This is a genomic window from Nonomuraea sp. NPDC051191 (genome assembly GCF_044455665.1).
GTDB lineage: Bacteria > Actinomycetota > Actinomycetes > Streptosporangiales > Streptosporangiaceae > Nonomuraea.
In genome coordinates this window covers 1-15,829 of the sequence record NZ_JBITEZ010000017.1, presented here as the reverse complement: position 1 = coordinate 15,829, position 15,829 = coordinate 1, and the positions used below count along the sequence as shown (strand labels likewise).

General features: G+C 70.4%; 12 protein-coding genes. 2 read left to right on the top strand and 10 right to left on the bottom strand.

Going from position 1 to position 15,829, the window contains the following annotated elements:
* Positions 1 to 9: 9 nt before the first annotated feature.
* Complete coding sequence (gene recX / locus ACIA8R_RS40625; protein WP_397042855.1) at positions 10 to 2,055, top strand: recombination regulator RecX; 2,046 nt, start codon at positions 10 to 12, stop codon at positions 2,053 to 2,055.
* Positions 2,056 to 2,212: 157 nt separating this feature from the next.
* Here recX and ACIA8R_RS40620 read toward each other — a convergent pair whose 3' ends face one another.
* Complete coding sequence (locus ACIA8R_RS40620; RefSeq protein WP_397042853.1) at positions 2,213 to 2,614, bottom strand: NUDIX domain-containing protein; 402 nt, start codon at positions 2,612 to 2,614, stop codon at positions 2,213 to 2,215.
* Positions 2,615 to 3,146: 532 nt separating this feature from the next.
* On the opposite strand from ACIA8R_RS40620, the gene rny reads away from it, so the two are divergent.
* A complete protein-coding gene (gene rny / locus ACIA8R_RS40615; RefSeq protein ID WP_397042851.1) occupies positions 3,147 to 4,763 on the top strand; it encodes a ribonuclease Y in 1,617 nt (538 codons plus the stop codon).
* Positions 4,764 to 5,069: 306 nt separating this feature from the next.
* Here rny and ACIA8R_RS40610 read toward each other — a convergent pair whose 3' ends face one another.
* The 9 genes from ACIA8R_RS40610 to ACIA8R_RS40570 all read right to left on the bottom strand — a co-directional run bounded on the left by ACIA8R_RS40610 (position 5,070) and on the right by ACIA8R_RS40570 (position 15,679).
* Positions 5,070 to 6,032, bottom strand: coding sequence for an ABC transporter permease (locus ACIA8R_RS40610; RefSeq protein ID WP_364094266.1), 963 nt, complete (start codon positions 6,030 to 6,032; stop codon positions 5,070 to 5,072).
* A 75-nt stretch (positions 6,033 to 6,107) separates the two neighbouring features.
* The gene (locus ACIA8R_RS40605; RefSeq protein ID WP_357694249.1) at positions 6,108 to 7,109 is read right to left on the bottom strand and encodes an ABC transporter permease; all 1,002 of its coding nucleotides are present in this window, start codon (positions 7,107 to 7,109) and stop codon (positions 6,108 to 6,110) included.
* Positions 7,106 to 8,104 carry a dipeptide ABC transporter ATP-binding protein gene (locus tag ACIA8R_RS40600; protein WP_357694247.1) on the bottom strand — a complete coding sequence of 333 codons (999 nt, stop codon included), beginning with the start codon at positions 8,102 to 8,104 and terminating at the stop codon, positions 7,106 to 7,108. The genes ACIA8R_RS40605 and ACIA8R_RS40600 overlap by 4 nt, the downstream gene beginning before the upstream one ends.
* On the bottom strand, positions 8,104 to 9,141 hold the full coding sequence (locus ACIA8R_RS40595) for an ABC transporter ATP-binding protein (RefSeq protein ID WP_357694245.1): 1,038 nt from the start codon (positions 9,139 to 9,141) through the stop codon (positions 8,104 to 8,106). The genes ACIA8R_RS40600 and ACIA8R_RS40595 overlap by 1 nt, the downstream gene beginning before the upstream one ends.
* 61 nt (positions 9,142 to 9,202) lie before the next feature.
* Entirely contained in the window at positions 9,203 to 10,996 is a 1,794-nt protein-coding gene (locus tag ACIA8R_RS40590; protein ID WP_364094273.1) for an ABC transporter substrate-binding protein, read from the bottom strand.
* A 236-nt stretch (positions 10,997 to 11,232) separates the two neighbouring features.
* Positions 11,233 to 13,038, bottom strand: coding sequence for a S9 family peptidase (locus tag ACIA8R_RS40585; protein WP_397042848.1), 1,806 nt, complete (start codon positions 13,036 to 13,038; stop codon positions 11,233 to 11,235).
* A gap of 40 nt (positions 13,039 to 13,078) precedes the next feature.
* Positions 13,079 to 13,930 (bottom strand): glutamate ABC transporter substrate-binding protein, encoded by an 852-nt coding sequence (locus tag ACIA8R_RS40580; protein ID WP_397043060.1) that lies wholly within the window; start codon positions 13,928 to 13,930, stop codon positions 13,079 to 13,081.
* 166 nt (positions 13,931 to 14,096) lie between these two features.
* Entirely contained in the window at positions 14,097 to 15,014 is a 918-nt protein-coding gene (locus ACIA8R_RS40575) for an amino acid ABC transporter permease (RefSeq protein ID WP_397042846.1), read from the bottom strand.
* Positions 15,011 to 15,679: an amino acid ABC transporter permease gene (locus tag ACIA8R_RS40570; protein ID WP_364094282.1), complete on the bottom strand. Its 669-nt coding sequence runs from the start codon at positions 15,677 to 15,679 to the stop codon at positions 15,011 to 15,013. The genes ACIA8R_RS40575 and ACIA8R_RS40570 overlap by 4 nt, the downstream gene beginning before the upstream one ends.
* Between the last annotated feature and the right edge of the window lie 150 nt (positions 15,680 to 15,829).

Genomic DNA, 15,829 nt, shown 5'->3' with positions numbered 1-15,829 from the left:
GGTCGGCGCATGAGTGACAGGGATCCGTCGCAGGCGCCCCGTTCCCAGGACTGGGGCGCATGGCCCGACCTCCCCGCCTCGGGGGAGCGCAAGAAGCGCGGACCCCGCGGCTCCCGGGCCACCACCCCCGAGCCGACGACCCGGGCCGCTGCTCCCGAGCCGATGCCCACCTCCGAGCCGGTGACCCGGGCGACCGGTCGCCGGGCCTCCGGCGGGGGCTCGCGTGGCGCCGACCTGGCCCGGTCGGCCACGGACGGCTGGCCATCGGTAGACGAATGGCACGAACAACGCGCCCGCCTCCGAGCCACCGCCTCCCAGACCCCCACCCCGGACGACGACCACTCCTCCTCCGCCGACACGGGGGCGGAGGACACGGCTGCCCGCGCCGGGCTGGATGACATGACCGGCCAAGCCGGGGCTCACGACACGGACGTCCAGGCTGAGGCGGACGACGCAGCCGTCGTGGCTGACGTCGTCGTCCCCGATGAGGTGATCGTTCATGCTCAGGTGGAGGACGAGGGCACGTCCGGCGGGCGGACCGTCGACGTGCCTCCGGCGTGGGGCCCGGGCCGGCAGATGGCGGCGCCGACCTTCCATTGGCCGGGTGACCAGCGCAGTCAGGCCGACGGGGATGCCGAGGGGCAGGCTGGTGAAGCCGACGCGAGCTTGAGTGATGCCTCGGGCGCCGGGCTCAGTGATGAGGCGCGTGCTGGGCTGGGTGATGCCGCGGGTGTTGAGCCCGGTGGCGAAGCGGGCACGGCGTGGTGGGTCGCTGACCGTGGTGACCTGCCGGACCAGCTCGGCCCTGATGGGCGTCACTCGGCCGATCAGCCCGTCCCGGGCGAAGAAGCCGCACCCGACGGCCGCAGCTCAGGTGGTCGTGGACGAACCGGAGGGCGGGCGTCCCGGGGGCGGTCGGAGGAGAGTGCCGACGCGCCGATCTTCGTCTGGCCGGGAGAGCGCAAGGCCTCTGCCGACAGTGACACCGTTGCAGGCGAGTCTCCCGAGAACGCCCGCCGGGGACGAACCCGCGAGGCCGGTTCTGGAAGGCGTAAGCGGAAGGTCCAGTCCGACGAGGATCTCTCCGGAAGCCCCTTGGGCGAGCAGAGCGGTCATGAGGACGCGGACACTGCTGGGCGGCGTACGAGCAGGCGGAGAGCTCAGGATGGTGAGGGCTTCTCCGGACGGCGTCCGGCTGGGCTGAGCGGTGAGGGCGGCGGCGATGTCCCTGTGGATGTCCCTGTGGAGGAGCGCCTGCCGGAGCGGGAGGTTCCGCACGAGCCCGACGGCGTTGAGGAAGCGCCGGCGGGTGCGGCTGCTCCCGCGGAGAAGCACGGCGCCGATGAGTGGCATTCTGAGGTACTGGCCGGAAGCAGCTGGTTCGGCGACGAGCAGGACGCGGGTGGGAAGAAGCGTTCGAGCAAGGGACGTCGTGCAGGCGGCCGGGGAACCGGCTGGGGGAGCGGCAGAGGGAGTGGACGTTTCGGGAGAGGCGCGGCGGGCCGTGGCGGGCCGCTGCCCGACGGCCCGGACGCCGACAGTCCCGCCACGGCGGCCCCCGAGGCGGACCCGGAATCCGTGGCACGGGCCATCTGCCTGCGGTTGCTCACCATGGCTCCCAAAACCCGGGCACAACTCGCCGAGGCCCTTCGCAAGCGGGACGTGCCGGATGAGGCGGCCGGAAAGGTGCTTGACCGGTTCGTCGAGCTCGGGTTGATCAATGACGAGGCGTTCGCGGAGGCCTGGGTCGACTCCCGGCACCATGGTCGCGGCCTGGCGAAACGTGCGCTCGCGGCCGAGTTGCGCCATCGGGGCGTGGACACCGACACCGTGAAGGACGCCGTGGAGCGCCTCGACTCCGACCAGGAGGCCGAGACGGCCCGGCGACTGGTGGACCGCAAGCTCTCCTCCACCCGGTCCCTCGACCCGCAGACCCGTACGCGGCGTCTGGCCGGCATGCTGGCGCGCAAGGGGTATTCGTCGGGGCTCGCGTACCGGGTGATCCGGGAGGCTCTTGAACAGGAGGGCATCGACCTGGACGACGACTTCTCCTGATCCCCAGAACCACACCTGACCTGCCCCGACCTCCCTGGACTCCCAACCCCTTCGGGCCCAGAGCCCCTTCGGGCCCAGAGCCCGTCAGGTCCGGAGCCCAAGGGGATCGAGGGCGGGTGGCGGGTGATGCCCGGGGAGTGGTTCGGGTGTGGCTGGGTCAGTGAAGGTGTCCGGTCTGGTGCAGGTGGTCGAAGATGATCTGGTCGACGGGGGACACGCGGTCGCGGTCGGCGTAGGTCAGCCAGGTGACCTCCTCGATCTCGCCGCTGGGTGTCGGTACGCCGTGATGTTCGGCGGTGTAGCAGGTCATCTGCACGATGATGCCGTCGGCGTGGCCGTGCGCCTGGGCGCGGTAGGTGCCCACGTGGCTGGCGGTGGTGGGGACGATGGCGATGGAGAGCTCTTCGTCGATCTCGCGGATCAGGGTGTCGAGGTCGGTTTCGCCGGGCTCACGCTTGCCGCCGGGGAGGTAGTAGACGGTCTTGCCTCGCGAGCGGGTGCTGAGGATCTTGCCGTCGTCCAGGTGGATCCAGGCGATCTTGTCGATGGTGTCGTCCACTGTGTGTGCTCCTGTTCGAGGGGACGGGCCGAGGTCGAAGCGTACGGACGGGTTGCGGTTGCGGGCTTGGGGCAGGGCTGAGTCGCATGGATGGTCTGCAGACCTAGGTGGCCAAGGTTTCATGATGGGTTTGGGTTGTTGGGCTTTGGCTGGGCTTTTGGGGGTTGGAGGGGTGAGGGTGGGGGACAAATGGGGGTGATCGTGGGTTATGTGGTTGATTGGGGAGATGCGGTCCCGTAAGACACGCTTGAGGACGCGTTTGCTTGCTCGTGACCTGTTCGACGCATAACCTCGACGGCAGTGAGGAGTTACTCCGCGCAGCGCGGATTGCCATACGGTGAACGACGGACGAACGAGCTCGGTTGATCGAGGCAGGCGAGGTGTCGGCTATGAGGGCCGATGCCCGGTCCGCCTTGGCCTGGCATCGGTCCTGGAGACGACGCCGACCGGGCTTTCCGTGGCGCGCACGTGACCCCTCCCGTTTTGGGTCCGCGTTATGAGGTGTCGACGACGCGAGGAGGGCGGGGCGCGCATGCAGCCGCTTGTCGTGGTGCTGATGGTGGCGGTGCTCGTGCTCGCGTTCGGGATGATCGTGGCGCTGCTCGTCGTCATACGCCGTACCTCTGGCGGTCTGCCCCGTAAGGCCCAGCCGAGCCCTGAGCAGGTGGAGGCCGTACACGCGGAGCTTGAGGAGGCGCGGGAACGCGCCAAGGAGATCCGCACCAAGGCGGAGAGCGACGCCGAGGAGATTCTGCGCAGGTCGGAGGGCTCCGCCGAGAGCGCCGCGCAGATGCGGCGGGAGGTCGAGGAGGAGAGCCGGATCCTGAAGTCCGAGCTCAAGGAGCTCCGGACCGATCTCGAACGCAGGGAGGCCAGGCTGGCCGAGCGCGAGCAGCGGCTCGACGAGGAGGCCAGGCGGCAGTCCGAGCGGGACAGGAAGCTGGCCGAGACCGAGGTCGAGCTGGCCGACCGGCGCGAGGAACTGCTCCAGGTCGAGGACGAGCGGCGGATGATCCTGGAACGGGTCGCCGGGCTGACCGGGGAGCAGGCCAAGTCCGAGCTGGTCAAGGAGATCGAGAACCAGGCCAAGCGCGAGGCGGCGCTGATCATCAGGGAGATCGAGGGCGAGGCCCGCAAGGAGGGCGAGAAGCGCGCCACCAAGATCGTGACGCTGGCGGTTCAGCGGGTGGCGGCCGAGCAGACGGCGGAGTCGGTGGTCAGCGTCCTGCATCTGCCCGGTGACGAGATGAAGGGCCGGATCATCGGGCGCGAAGGGCGCAACATCCGGGCGTTCGAGTCGACCACGGGCGTGAACCTGATCATCGACGACACGCCTGAGGCGGTGTTGTTGTCGTGTTTCGACCCGGTTCGCCGGGAGACTGCGCGGCTCACGCTGGAGAAGCTGGTGCTCGACGGGCGCATCCATCCGCAGCGGATCGAGGAGGCGCACGACCGCAGCCGCCAGGAGGTGCAGGACCTCTGCGCGCGGGCCGGCGAGGACGCGCTCGTCGAGCTGGGCATCACGGACATGCACCCCGAGCTGACGTTGCTGCTCGGGCAACTGCGTTACCGCACCTCCTACGGTCAGAACGTGCTCAAGCACCTGATCGAGTCCGCGCACATCGCCGGGATCATGGCCGCCGAGCTGAAGATGAACCAGCAGCTCATGAAGCGGTGCGCGCTGCTGCACGACATCGGCAAGGCCCTCACCCACGAGGTCGAGGGCAGCCACGCGCTGATCGGCGCCGAGATCGCCCGCCGGTACGGCGAGGAGGAGGACGTGGTGCACGCCATCGAGGCGCACCACAACGAGGTCGAGGTCCGTACGGTCGAGGCGGTGCTCACCCAGGCGGCCGACGCCATCAGCGGCAGCCGTCCAGGGGCGCGCAGGGAGTCGCTGGAGGCGTACGTCAAGCGGTTGGAGCGGCTGGAGGAGATCGCGCAGTCGTACGAGGGCGTGGAGAAGGTGTTCGCCATGCAGGCCGGGCGGGAGATCCGGGTCATGGTCAAGCCGGACGCGATCGACGACATCCAGGCGCAGGTGATCGCCCGGGACGTGGCCAAGCAGGTGGAGGAGGAGCTGACGTACCCGGGGCAGATCCGGATCACGGTGGTACGCGAGTCCCGCGCCACCGAGTTCGCCCGCTGATCCCCCACACGCATGCTGCCCCCAAGAGAGGGCGCACGTCCGGAGGTAGGGCACAGGCCAGGGGAAGGGCGCGGGTCCGGGGGTTGGGCGTAGGCCAAGGAAGGGTGCGGGTCCGGGGAAGGGCGCGGGTCCGGGGGTTGGGCGTAGGCCAAGGAAGGGCGCGGGTCCGGGGAAGGGCGCAGGTCAAAGGAGCGAGGGGAGGGCGGGTCGGCGGGCGCGGGGTGGTCGCGCCCGCCGGAAGGTGCCGTCTCCCGCGATGGCGGCTCCCGGGGTCGATGTGAGGGCCGGGCGGATCCCGGGGCGGTGTCAGGCCAGGCGGATTCTTGGGTCGAGGAGGCCGTAGGCGATGTCGACGATCAGGTTGGCCACCACTACGGCGGTCGTGGCCAGGACGACGACGCCCATGATCACCGGCAGGTCCCCGCTGACGAACGCCTGCACCACCGCCTGCCCGATGCCGCCGAGCCCGAAGACCGACTCCGTCACCACCAGCCCGCCGATCAGCGTGCCGATGTCCACGCCGAGCTGCGTCACCACGGGGGTCAGCGCGGCGCGCAGGCCGTGCCGGTAGATGACGCGGCCCTCGGGCACGCCCTTGGCACGGGCGGTACGGATGTAGTCCTCGCCCAGGACGTCCAGCATGGACCCCCGGGTGAGCCGGGCGTACGAGGCCGCCTGGACCATGGCCAACGTGATCCACGGCAGGATCAGGTGCCGGGCCCATTCTCCGGGGTTCTCGGAGAAGGGCACGTACGAGTCGGGTGGCAGGATCGGGGCGCCCGCCATGGTGAGCTGGAAGAAGAAGAAGTACAGCAGGAGCAGGCCGACCACGAACGTCGGCATCGAGACCCCGGCCAGGGCCAGCGTGGTCAGCGCGCGGTCCAGGAACGAGCGGACTCGGGTGGCGCTGAGCACGCCGGCGCCGACGCCGAGGCAGAGCCACAGGACGGCCCCGCCGAGCACCAGCGAGAACGTCGGCGGGAAGTCCTGGGCGAGCAGCTTGCCCACCGATTCGCCCGAGAAGTACGACTGGCCCAGGTCGCCGTGCACAAGCCGGCCCAGGTAGTCGAAGTACTGGACGATGGTGGGACGGTCGAGGCCGAGGTTGTGGCGGATCAGCTCGACCTGCTCGGGGGTGGCCTGGCGGCCGGCCAGCGTACGGGCGGGGTCGCCGGGGGCGACGAAGAACAGGAAGAACGTGCCCAGGGAGACCAGCCACAACACGAGCAGCCCGAGCAGCGTCCGCCGCAGCAGGAACCGTCGCAGCATCAGCCCTCCACCTCCTGACGAAGTCCCGGCGTCCCGCCGCGTGACCTGCAAGGTTTCCAAGACCGCCGGGCGGGGTCACGAAGTCGCGGCATCGGACCTCCCGGTGGCGGGAGCCGGAGCCGGCGGGGAGCGGCGCTTGCGGCGTCGCCGGCTGAACAGCCGTTCCATCCGGGGGTCGATGGCGTCCCTGATCCCGTCGCCGACCAGGTTGAAGGCCAGCGTCGTGATCAGCAGCGACGCCGCCGGGAACCCCAGATACCAGTACGCCACCCGGTAGAACCCCTGGGCTTCGCTCAGCAGGTTCCCCCACGACGGGGTCGGCGGCACGATCCCGAGCCCCAGATAGGACAAGGTGGACTCGAACACGATCGCGGCCGGCACCAGCAGCGTGGTGAGCACGATGACGGGGGCCAGCAGGTTCGGCAGGATGTCCACGAACATGATCCGCGCGTCGCCGGCCCCCAAGGACCTGGCCGCCTCCACGTACTCGCGTTCCTTGAGCGACAGGGTCTGGCCTCGTACCACGCGGGCGATCGCCGCCCAGGAATAGAACGAGATCACCCCGATCGTCGCGGTCAGCGACGGCCCGGCGATGGACACCACCGCGATCGCGAAGATCAGGTACGGGAACGACAGCACCACGTCCATGAGCCGGGACAGGATGGTGTCGATGACGCCGCCGTAGTACCCGGCCAGCAGCCCGACGACCACCCCGATCAGCGCCGCCACGCCGGTCGCGACCACGCCGACGAGCAGCGAGACGCGCGCGCCGTACAGGACCCTGATGAACAGGTCGCGGCCGAGGCGGTCGGTGCCGAACCAGAACTCGCCGTTGGGCCCGACGGGCAGGCCCTGGTCGGTGATGCCGGTGTCGCGGAACTGCTCGTCGGGGTCGTGCCCGTTCCAGGCCGAGATGAGCGGCGCGGCCAGGGCGAGCAGGCACAGCAGCACGACGACGATGCCCGAGATCAGGGCCACCCGGTCGGACCTGATCCGGGCCCAGGCGAGCTGCCAGGGGCTGCGTCCGGCGATCGTGCGGTCGGCGACGACGTCCGGGCGGATCTCCGTGAGTGTCATGCGGTCCTCCCGGCGGTCAGGTCCTCGCCCGCCTCGACGGGGTAGTGACAGGCGACCAGGTGCTCCTGGGGCACCAGCACCGGCTCCTCGGCCGAGCAGCGTTCGCGCGCCTTCGGGCACCGGGGATGGAAGCGGCAGCCGGAGGGCGGGTCGATCGGTGAGGGCACGTCGCCGGTGAGGATGATGCGGTGCCGCCGTTCGGCCTCGTCGGGGTCGGCCACGGCGGTCGCCGACAGCAGCGCGTTCGTGTACGGATGACGCGGCGCCGTGTGCAGCTCCTCCGCGGTGGCCAGTTCGGCCACCTTGCCCAGGTACATGACCGCGATCCGGTCGCTGACGTGCCGTACCACCGACAGGTCGTGCGCGATGAACAGGTAGGTCAGCCCGAAGTCGTCCTGGAGGTCCTTGAGCAGGTTGAGGATCTGGGCCTGGATGGACACGTCGAGCGCCGACACCGGCTCGTCGCAGATGATCAGCCGGGGCCGCAGCGCGAGCGCCCGCGCGACCCCGATGCGCTGCCGCTGACCGCCGGAGAACTCGGCGGGGAAACGGTTGTAGTGCTCGGGGTTGAGCCCGACCCGTTCCATCAGCTCCTGGACGGTACGCCGCAACTCCTGGCCGCTCTGCACCCGGTGGATGACGAGCGGGTCGGCGATGATCGACCCGACCCGCCGGCGCGGGTTCAGCGAGCCGTACGGGTCCTGGAAGATCATCTGGATGTCGCGCCGGTAGGGCCTCATCTGGCGTCGCGGCAGGTTGGTGATGTCCGCGCCGTCGAAGCGCACGCTGCCGGAGGTGATGGGATGCAGGCCCGCGATGCATCGGGCCAGCGTGGACTTGCCGCAGCCGGTCTCGCCGACCAGGCCGAGCGTCTCGCCGGGCGACAGCTCCAGGCTGACGCCGTCCACGGCTCTGACCTGCCCGATCGTCTGTTTGATCAGCATGCCGCTGGTGATGGGGAAGTGTTTGACCAGGTTCTCGACTTCGAGCAGCATCACGCCTCCTCCGCCGTGACCCGCGCCGCCCGCTTGCGCAGCGCCTCCGCCTCCGCGCCGAGCCCGATCGCCTCGTGCGGCAGCCAGCACGCCGAGGCGTGCCCGCGCGCGCCCGCGATGGAGGACAGCGGCGGCCGTTCGGCGGGACAGACCGGCATCACGTACGGGCAGCGCGGATGGAAGGCGCACCCGGACGGGATCGCGATCAGGCTCGGCGGCGAGCCGGGGATGGGCCGCAGCCGGCCGCCCCGGTCGCCCGTGCTGCCCGGGATCGACTCCAGCAGGCCCTTGGTGTACGGGTGGTGCGGGTCGTAGTAGAGCGTGCGCCGGTCGGCCCGTTCGACGACGAGCCCGGCGTACATGACCAGGACCTCGTCGGCCATGCCCGCCACGACGCCGAGATCGTGCGTGATGAGGATGAGCGCGATGTCGAACTCGGCCTGCACCCGCCCGATCAGCTCAAGGATCTGCGCCTGAACGGTCGCGTCCAGCGCGGTGGTGGGCTCGTCGGCGACGATGAGCTTGGGATTGAGCGCGAGCGACATGGCGATCATCGCCCGCTGCCGCATGCCGCCGGAGAACTGGTGGGGGTAGTCGTCCACCCGGCGGTCGGGGCGCGGGATGCCCACCAGGCCCAGCAGCTCGACGGCCCGTTTCCTGGCCTCGGCGCGGCGGGTGCCCGGATTGTGGACGCGGATCAGCTCCTCGATCTGCCAGCCGACCTTGTAGAGCGGATGGAGGCTGGTCAGCGGGTCCTGGAAGACCACGCTGATCTCCGCGCCGCGGATCCGGCGGAGTTGCTCGTTGTCGAGTCCGAGCAGGTCGATGCCCTCGAACAGGGCCGTGCCCGAGATGTCGGCGTCGGGGGTCAGCCCGAGTATCGCCTGGGTGCTCACGGTCTTGCCGCTGCCGGACTCGCCGACGATCGCCAGCGTCCGGCCGCGGTCGACGGTGAACGACAGCCCCCGCACCGCCTGGACCACGCCGTCGGATGTGGGGAAGGACACCTGGAGGTCGGTTACCTCAAGCAGGCTCATATGTCTCCCTCGCGGTTGTCCCGCGGGCCCGCCTGCCGGCGAGCCCGCGGGACACCGGTCGTCAAGGCGTGTTGGGGTTCAGCCAGAGGTTGGTGACGTCGTAGACCTGATACGACGGCAGGTAGAGGGCGTTCTGCACCCGCTTGTTCTTGTAGAGCGGCGTGTTCTGGTTGTTCAGCGGCACCATCACCGCGTCGGCCAGCACCGTCTGGTCGGCCTCGTGCCACAGCGCCGCGGCCTTGGCCTGGTCGGTCTCGGCGAGCGCCCGCTTGATCAGGTCGTCCACCTTGGGGTTGCTGTAGCAGCCGTAGTTGCTGGTGCCGGGGTTGCAGTTGGTCTGGAACAGCGGCTGCATGACCGCGCGGCCGTTGGTGCCGTACCAGTCGGGGATCCAGCCGGGGGCCGACAGGTCCCACTCGCTGTTCTTGGCGTGCGAGGGCGTCTGCAGGTAGGTGTAGTAGTCGCCCTGGCGCAGCGGCAGGCCCTTGACGGTGATCCCGCACTTCTTCAGGTCGGCCGCGTACGACTGGAAGTTGGCCGGGTGGTTGCCCGCGTTGCGGAAGGCGCCTATGAGGGTCAGCCCGTTGGGGTAGCCGGCCTCGCTCAGCAACTGCTTGCACTTGGCCGGGTCGCCCTGGTCGCCCGGCGTCGGGTACGGGTTGTACTCCTGGTAGCCGATGTTGCCGGGCGGGATGACCGTGTGCAGCGCGGTCGCGACGTCTGCGCCGCCGTAGATCTTGGCGATGGCGGTCTTGTTGATCGCGTACTCGATGGCCTGGCGGACCTTGAGCTTGCCCATCGCCCCACCCGCGTTCTTGCTCTGCAGGTTGAACACCACGTACGGGTTCGTCACCGCGCCGGGGAAGATGGTGAAGTTGGGGTCGTTGCCCTTGAGCTGCGGGATCTGCGAGGTCGGCACCGGCAGGTCCCAGGACAGGTCGGCGCTGCCGGCCTCGATCTGCTGCTGGACGGCGTCCGGCTCGCCGACGCCCATCTTGACGTCGATGGCGTTGACGTACTGGTGCCTGATCGGGTCGGACTCCTGCTTCCAGGCGGGGTTCTTCTCCAGCCGGATCGACTTGGTGGCCACGTACGAGGCGATCTTGTAGGGGCCGTTGGAGATCACGTGCTGGCGGAAGGTGGCGTCGTCGGGGACGTACTGGTCGTACTCCTGCGGCGCGGCCGAGGCGAAGTTCAGGGCCAGGATGTTGAGGAAGTCACCGGCCGGCTGGGTCAGGGTGAAGACGAGCGTCTTGTCGTCCTTGGCCTGCACGCCGGCGATGTCGTGGCCGTTCTGGAAGTCGGCCAGGGCCTGGGCGGTGGGCTTGGCCTTCTCGAACGCCTTGATGTAGGCGTCGCAGTACTCGGCCATGCCCTTGATCGTGCTGGTGTAGTAGCCGGGCGCGCCGGAGCCCGCCACCGGGTTGCAGATGCGCTTGAACCCGCGGACGAAGTCGCCCGCCGTCACCGGCCGCGGCGGCTGGGTGTCCCACTGCACGCCGTCGCGCAACTTGATCGTGTACGTGAGCTTGTCGGCGCTCAGACCGCCGTTCGCCTCGGTGGGCAGTTCGGTCGCTATGTCGGGCAGCACCTCGTAGCCCTTGGTGGTGTCGGCTCCCGCCGCGACGCCCTGGAGGGCGTAGAGCTGGCGCGAGTAGCCGCGCATGATCGCGATGGTGACGACGTAGTAGATGCTGGTCGGGTCGAGATGGTCGACGTCGCCCGATCCCACGAGCCTGAGCGTGCCGCCCGAGACGGGGCTGCCGGAGCTCTGGCTCGCCGCGGTGGGCGGAGCGGAGTTGCTGGTTCCGTTCTGCGTCGCGCAAGAGGTGGCGAGCAGAGTTGCCGCTGCCACCGTGATGATGCTGAGATGGCGCAAGCTGGCCATCTGGCCTCCCTCGTGCCGAGATGGGGGTGTTCTTGGCTGGCACAGCTGGGGCGCGTGTCGTGGCCGCGACGCGCGCCCCACGTTTACTGAATCGAGCAACCCATGCCGGAAGAAGACTGTCGAGGTCGGTTACGTAACTGTTTGCGATCAGCGACTGGTCGGTAATGCTGGTTCAGTACGGGAATTGTCTGGAGATCGCGACATTAACTGAATAGCTGCTGGTAGAAGGCCAGCTCGGCGGCCAGGGCCGCGACCCGCGTCTCCAGCCGGCGAAATCCGTGGGATTCGCCGTCGAAAGCGAGATAGGTGCAGGGGACTCCGCGCTCGGACAACGCGTCGGCGAAGGCCGTCGACTGCTCGGGCGGCACCACCGGATCGTCGAGCCCCTGGAGCAGCAGCATCGGGCAGGACACCCCGTCGACCAGGCCGAGCGGCTCCCGGGAGGCGTAGACGGCCGGGTCGTCGCCGACCAGCCACTCCACGTAGCGCGACTCGAAGTCGTGGGTGTGCGTGGCGAGCGGCGCGAGCGCGCTGACGCCGTAGTAGGACACCCCGCCCGCGAACACGCCGGAGCGGCAGCAGGCGGCCATCACCGTCCAGCCGCCGGCGCTGCCGCCGCGCACCGCGATCCGGGCCGGATCGGCCAGCCCGGAGTCGGCCAGCCACTGCGCGGCGGCGACCGTGTCGGCGACGTCGACCAGCCCCCACTGGCCGCGCAACCGCTCCCGGTAGGCGCGGCCGTAGCCGGTGGAGCCGCCGTAGTTCACGTCGAGCACGCCGATGCCGCGCGAGGTCAGGAACGCCTTCTCCAGGTCGAGCGCCGTGTCGGAGTGGGCGGTCGGGCCGCCGTGCACGAAGACGACGTACGGCGTGGGCTCCTCGCCGACCTGGTGGAGGAAGGCGTGGACGGGCCGGTCGCCCGGCACGACCACCGGCCGCGGATCGGGCAGCCCGGACAGGTCGGGCAACTGTTCGGCGGCGTGGGCCAGCGGCTCGGCCCGGCCGGAGGCGACGTCGACCCGAACGACGGACCGCGGCAGCCTGGCCGCGTGCCCGATGCCCGTGACGGACATGCCGTCGGCCGCGAGCGCGGCCTGCCATCCCGTGTAGGGCAGGTCGAGGTCGTGGAGCGCTCCCGTGGCCGGGTCGAGCACGCCCAGCCGCAGGTCGCCGCGCCCGTGCAGGACCGCGAGCCGCCCGTCGCCGAGCACGGTGTACGGCGCTCCGCCGAGCTGCCACGGCGGCTGCGTGAACTCCTCCTCCGCCGGGCACAACGCCCGCGGCGCCCCGCCGTCGAGGCCGCACTCGTAGAGGTTCCACCAGCCGGAGCGGTCGGAGACCAGGTAGAGGGTGGAGTCGTCCTTCCAGGCGGGCGACAGGACGGACTCGGCCTCGCCGCCCAGCACCGTGCGGGTCTGCCCGTCGCGCAGCCGGACGACGCGCAGCTCGGTGCCGTCCCAGGGCATGCGGGGGTGGTTCCAGCAGACGTAGGCCAGGTGGGCGCCGTCGGGGGACAGGACGGGCGAGGCGTAGAAGTCGTGGCCCGAGGCCCGTTCGCGGGGCTCGCCGCCCGCCAGCGGGATCGACACGACGGAACGGGCGATCTTGCCGTGCTCGCCGTGGCGTTCGCGCACCGCCCAGACCTCGCCGTCGCGGACGGTCAGGTCGGCGTAGCGGGAGCCCTCGGCGGTGAGGGGTTTCGGCTGGCCGTTTCGCCCGACAAGGTACAGGCGCTGGTCGGCCAGCCCGGCGAAGACCACGTCGCCGTCCGGTGTCACGGCGAAGGGGCGGCCGCCGTACTCGTGGACGCGGGTGCGGGCGCTCCAGGGCGCGGGCAGCAGGTCATGGCAGGTGCCGTCGGCCTCGCGGCACACGATCGCGGTGCGGCCGCCCTCACCCGGACGGTCTTCTGTCCACCACACCCGGCCACCTCGGGCGACGGGCCATCCGGGGCGCAGACCGGCGGCGGCGACGTCGCGGGCGGAGATGGGGGACGGCCAGAAAGGCATACCCGCATCCTGCCGGAAGATCCGGGGCCGTGGGGCGCGATCAAGAACATCTCTCCTGCGGCGGCATCGACGTGGGCAGCCTGAGCCCGGTGTCGCCGAACCATTTGCGCAGCAGCCGCGTGGCCGTCCCGTCCCGCCACATCTCGGCCACGGCCTGGCCGGCGGCCTCGCAGGTCTTGATGTCGCCCTTCTTCAGCCCGATGCCGTACAACTCGTCGGTGAAGGGGTCGTTGAGCAGCCGGAACTGGCCGGGGGCCTGCTGGGCGAAGCCGGCCAGGGACAGGTCCTCGGTGGAGACGGCGTCGAGCTCGTTCGCGGAGAGCTTGCGCACGCAGTCGGAGTAGTTGGCCGCGGGCACGGCCACGACGGGCAGGTCGAGCTTGCCGTCCGGCGGAGGGGCGGCGACCCGCTTGAAGGAGTTGGAGCCGGCCACCTGGCACACGCGCTTGCCCCGCAGGTCGCCGACCTTGCGGATGGTGGGATCATCGGCCCGGACCATCGTGTCCTGGTGCACGAGCACGTACGGGCCGGCGAAGGTGACCTTGGGCCTGCGGGACTCGGTGATGGAGTAGGTGGCGAACACCATGTCCACGGTGCCGTTCTGGAGCAGCGCCTCACGGCCCGCGGCGGGCGCCTCCCACCAGGTGATGCGCACGGGCCGGCCGCCGGCCAGCTTGGCGACGACGTACCGGGCGACGTCCACGTCGAAGCCCACGGGGTCGCCGGGGCCGGACTTCAGGCCCAGGCTCGGCTGGTCCCACTTGGTGCCCACGATGACCTGGCCGGTGCCCTTGATCTTGCCCACGACGCTGGAGTAGGCGCCGCCGCCACCGCACGCCACCGGTACGGCGACCGCGGCCGCGCCGGCCAGCGCCACCACGACTCCACGCATCCGCACGCACAGGAGTCTGCGGGCTGGGCGGCCCCGGAGGGCCGGTCCGCGTGCCGCGTGGGCGAAGATCTGAGGCTTTCTTTACGAGACGGCGGCGGCCGGGAGCTCCGGAGCCGTCCGCGGGGGTACGGCGGCGGGCCCGCGAGCCCGCCGCCGTACCCGCCGGTCACTCCACAGGGATGTCGGGCGCCATGCCGCCGCCCTCGGTGCCCTGGCCGGTGCCCACGCCGACGGAGGCCGCGCCCGGGGTGGCGATCGGCCGCGCCGTGGTCTTCCTGCTGCGCCGGCTGCGCCGCTCCAGCAGGGTGGCCAGGTGGCTCAGCGTCATGTTGAGCGCCACGTAGATGATGCCGATGACGATCGCCGCCGGGATCAGCGAGCCGAAGTACGCGGCCGGCAGGATCTTGAACCCGGTGTTGAGCAGGTCGACGTAGGCGATGATGTAGCCGAGCGCGGTGTCCTTCAGCAGCACCACGAGCTGGCTGACGATCGCCGGCATCATCGTCGTGACCGCCTGCGGCAGCAGCACCAGGCGCAGCACCTGGTTCTTGCGCATGCCCACCGCGTAGGCGGCCTCGGCCTGCCCCTTGGGGATGGCGTGCACGCCCGCGCGCACGATCTCCGCCAGCACCGAGCCGTTGTAGAACATCAGGCCCAGCACCACCGCGATGAAGGCGTAGTCGCCGCCACCGGCGATGGCCGGGGCCAGGTAGAAGATGAAGAAGATCAGCAGCAGCAGCGGGATGGACCTGAAGATCTCCACCGCCGCGGCCGCCGGCACCCTGATCCAGGCGTGGTCGGAGAGCCTGGCCAGGCCGAAGACCGCGCCGAAGACCAGCGCGAGCACCGCCGCGGCGGCCGCCGCCTCCAGCGTGCCGAGCAGGCCCGGCAGGATGAACTCCTGCCACACCTCGGCCGTCAGGAACGGCTGCCAGATCTTGCCGTCCCACTGGCCCTTGGCGTCGAAGCCCCGGTAGACGAAGTACGCGACGGCCAGGACCGCCAGGACACTGATCGCCGTCAGCAGGTGATTGCGCAGCCGGGCCCGCGGTCCGGGGGCGTCGAACAGCACGGACGCGCTCATCGGGCCACCGCCAGACGCCGGGCCAGCCAGCCGGAGAAGAAGCCGATCGGCATGGTCACGATCATGAAGGCCACGACCACCCCGAGGAAGATCGGGATCGAGGCCCCCGTGGTGTCGAACGTGAGCTTCATCTCGGCGGCCACGTCGGCGGCGTACCCGCCGGCGACCGCCACCGTCGTGTTCTTGATCATGGCGATCATCACGCTGGCCAGCGGCGCGATGACCGATCGGAACGCCTGCGGCAGGATGATCAGCCGCAGCGTCTGCATGAAGTTCAGCCCGATCGCCCGGGCCGCCTCCGCCTGTCCCATCGGGACCGTGTTGATGCCCGAGCGCACCGCCTCGCACACGAACGCCGACGTGTAGATCGACAGGCCCATCGAGACGATCCAGAAGGAGTTCGTCCGCGGCTCGCCGGAGAAGACGAGGCCGAGCTTGTCGCTCAGGCCCAGCGCCGAGAACGCCAGCACCAGGGTGAGGGGGGTGTTGCGCACCACGTTCACATAGACCGTGCCCACCGCGCGCAGCACGGGCGTCGGGGAGACGCGCATCCCGGCCAGGACCGTCCCGAGGACGAGCGAGACGACCGCGGCCACGAGCGCGATCCTGATGTTCCCCCAGAAGCCCATCGCGAGGTCGGGCAGGTACTTGATTAGTTCATCCATCGTGCTCCACCGCATAGAGCGGCGGGGGGGGGGGGCCCCGCCCCCCCCCCCGGGGGGTCTAACTGCAACCCCCCGGCGGGGGGGCGGGCTCCCACACCTTCAGGCCCGCGATGGCGCCGGACCACCTATACCGCCGCGGGGTGATGGTTG

What these genes read in the sequence shown, in the direction of transcription:
- recX (WP_397042855.1), top strand. Translation starts at nt 10, where the DNA reads ATGAGTGACAGGGATCCGTCGCAGGCGCCCCGTTCCCAGGACTGGGGC.
- rny (WP_397042851.1), top strand. Translation starts at nt 3,147, where the DNA reads ATGCAGCCGCTTGTCGTGGTGCTGATGGTGGCGGTGCTCGTGCTCGCG.
- ACIA8R_RS40610 (WP_364094266.1), bottom strand. Translation starts at nt 6,032, where the DNA reads ATGCTGCGACGGTTCCTGCTGCGGCGGACGCTGCTCGGGCTGCTCGTG.
- ACIA8R_RS40605 (WP_357694249.1), bottom strand. Translation starts at nt 7,109, where the DNA reads ATGACACTCACGGAGATCCGCCCGGACGTCGTCGCCGACCGCACGATC.
- ACIA8R_RS40600 (WP_357694247.1), bottom strand. Translation starts at nt 8,104, where the DNA reads ATGCTGCTCGAAGTCGAGAACCTGGTCAAACACTTCCCCATCACCAGC.
- ACIA8R_RS40595 (WP_357694245.1), bottom strand. Translation starts at nt 9,141, where the DNA reads ATGAGCCTGCTTGAGGTAACCGACCTCCAGGTGTCCTTCCCCACATCC.
- ACIA8R_RS40585 (WP_397042848.1), bottom strand. Translation starts at nt 13,038, where the DNA reads ATGCCTTTCTGGCCGTCCCCCATCTCCGCCCGCGACGTCGCCGCCGCC.
- ACIA8R_RS40580 (WP_397043060.1), bottom strand. Translation starts at nt 13,930, where the DNA reads ATGCGTGGAGTCGTGGTGGCGCTGGCCGGCGCGGCCGCGGTCGCCGTA.
- ACIA8R_RS40575 (WP_397042846.1), bottom strand. Translation starts at nt 15,014, where the DNA reads ATGAGCGCGTCCGTGCTGTTCGACGCCCCCGGACCGCGGGCCCGGCTG.
- ACIA8R_RS40570 (WP_364094282.1), bottom strand. Translation starts at nt 15,679, where the DNA reads ATGGATGAACTAATCAAGTACCTGCCCGACCTCGCGATGGGCTTCTGG.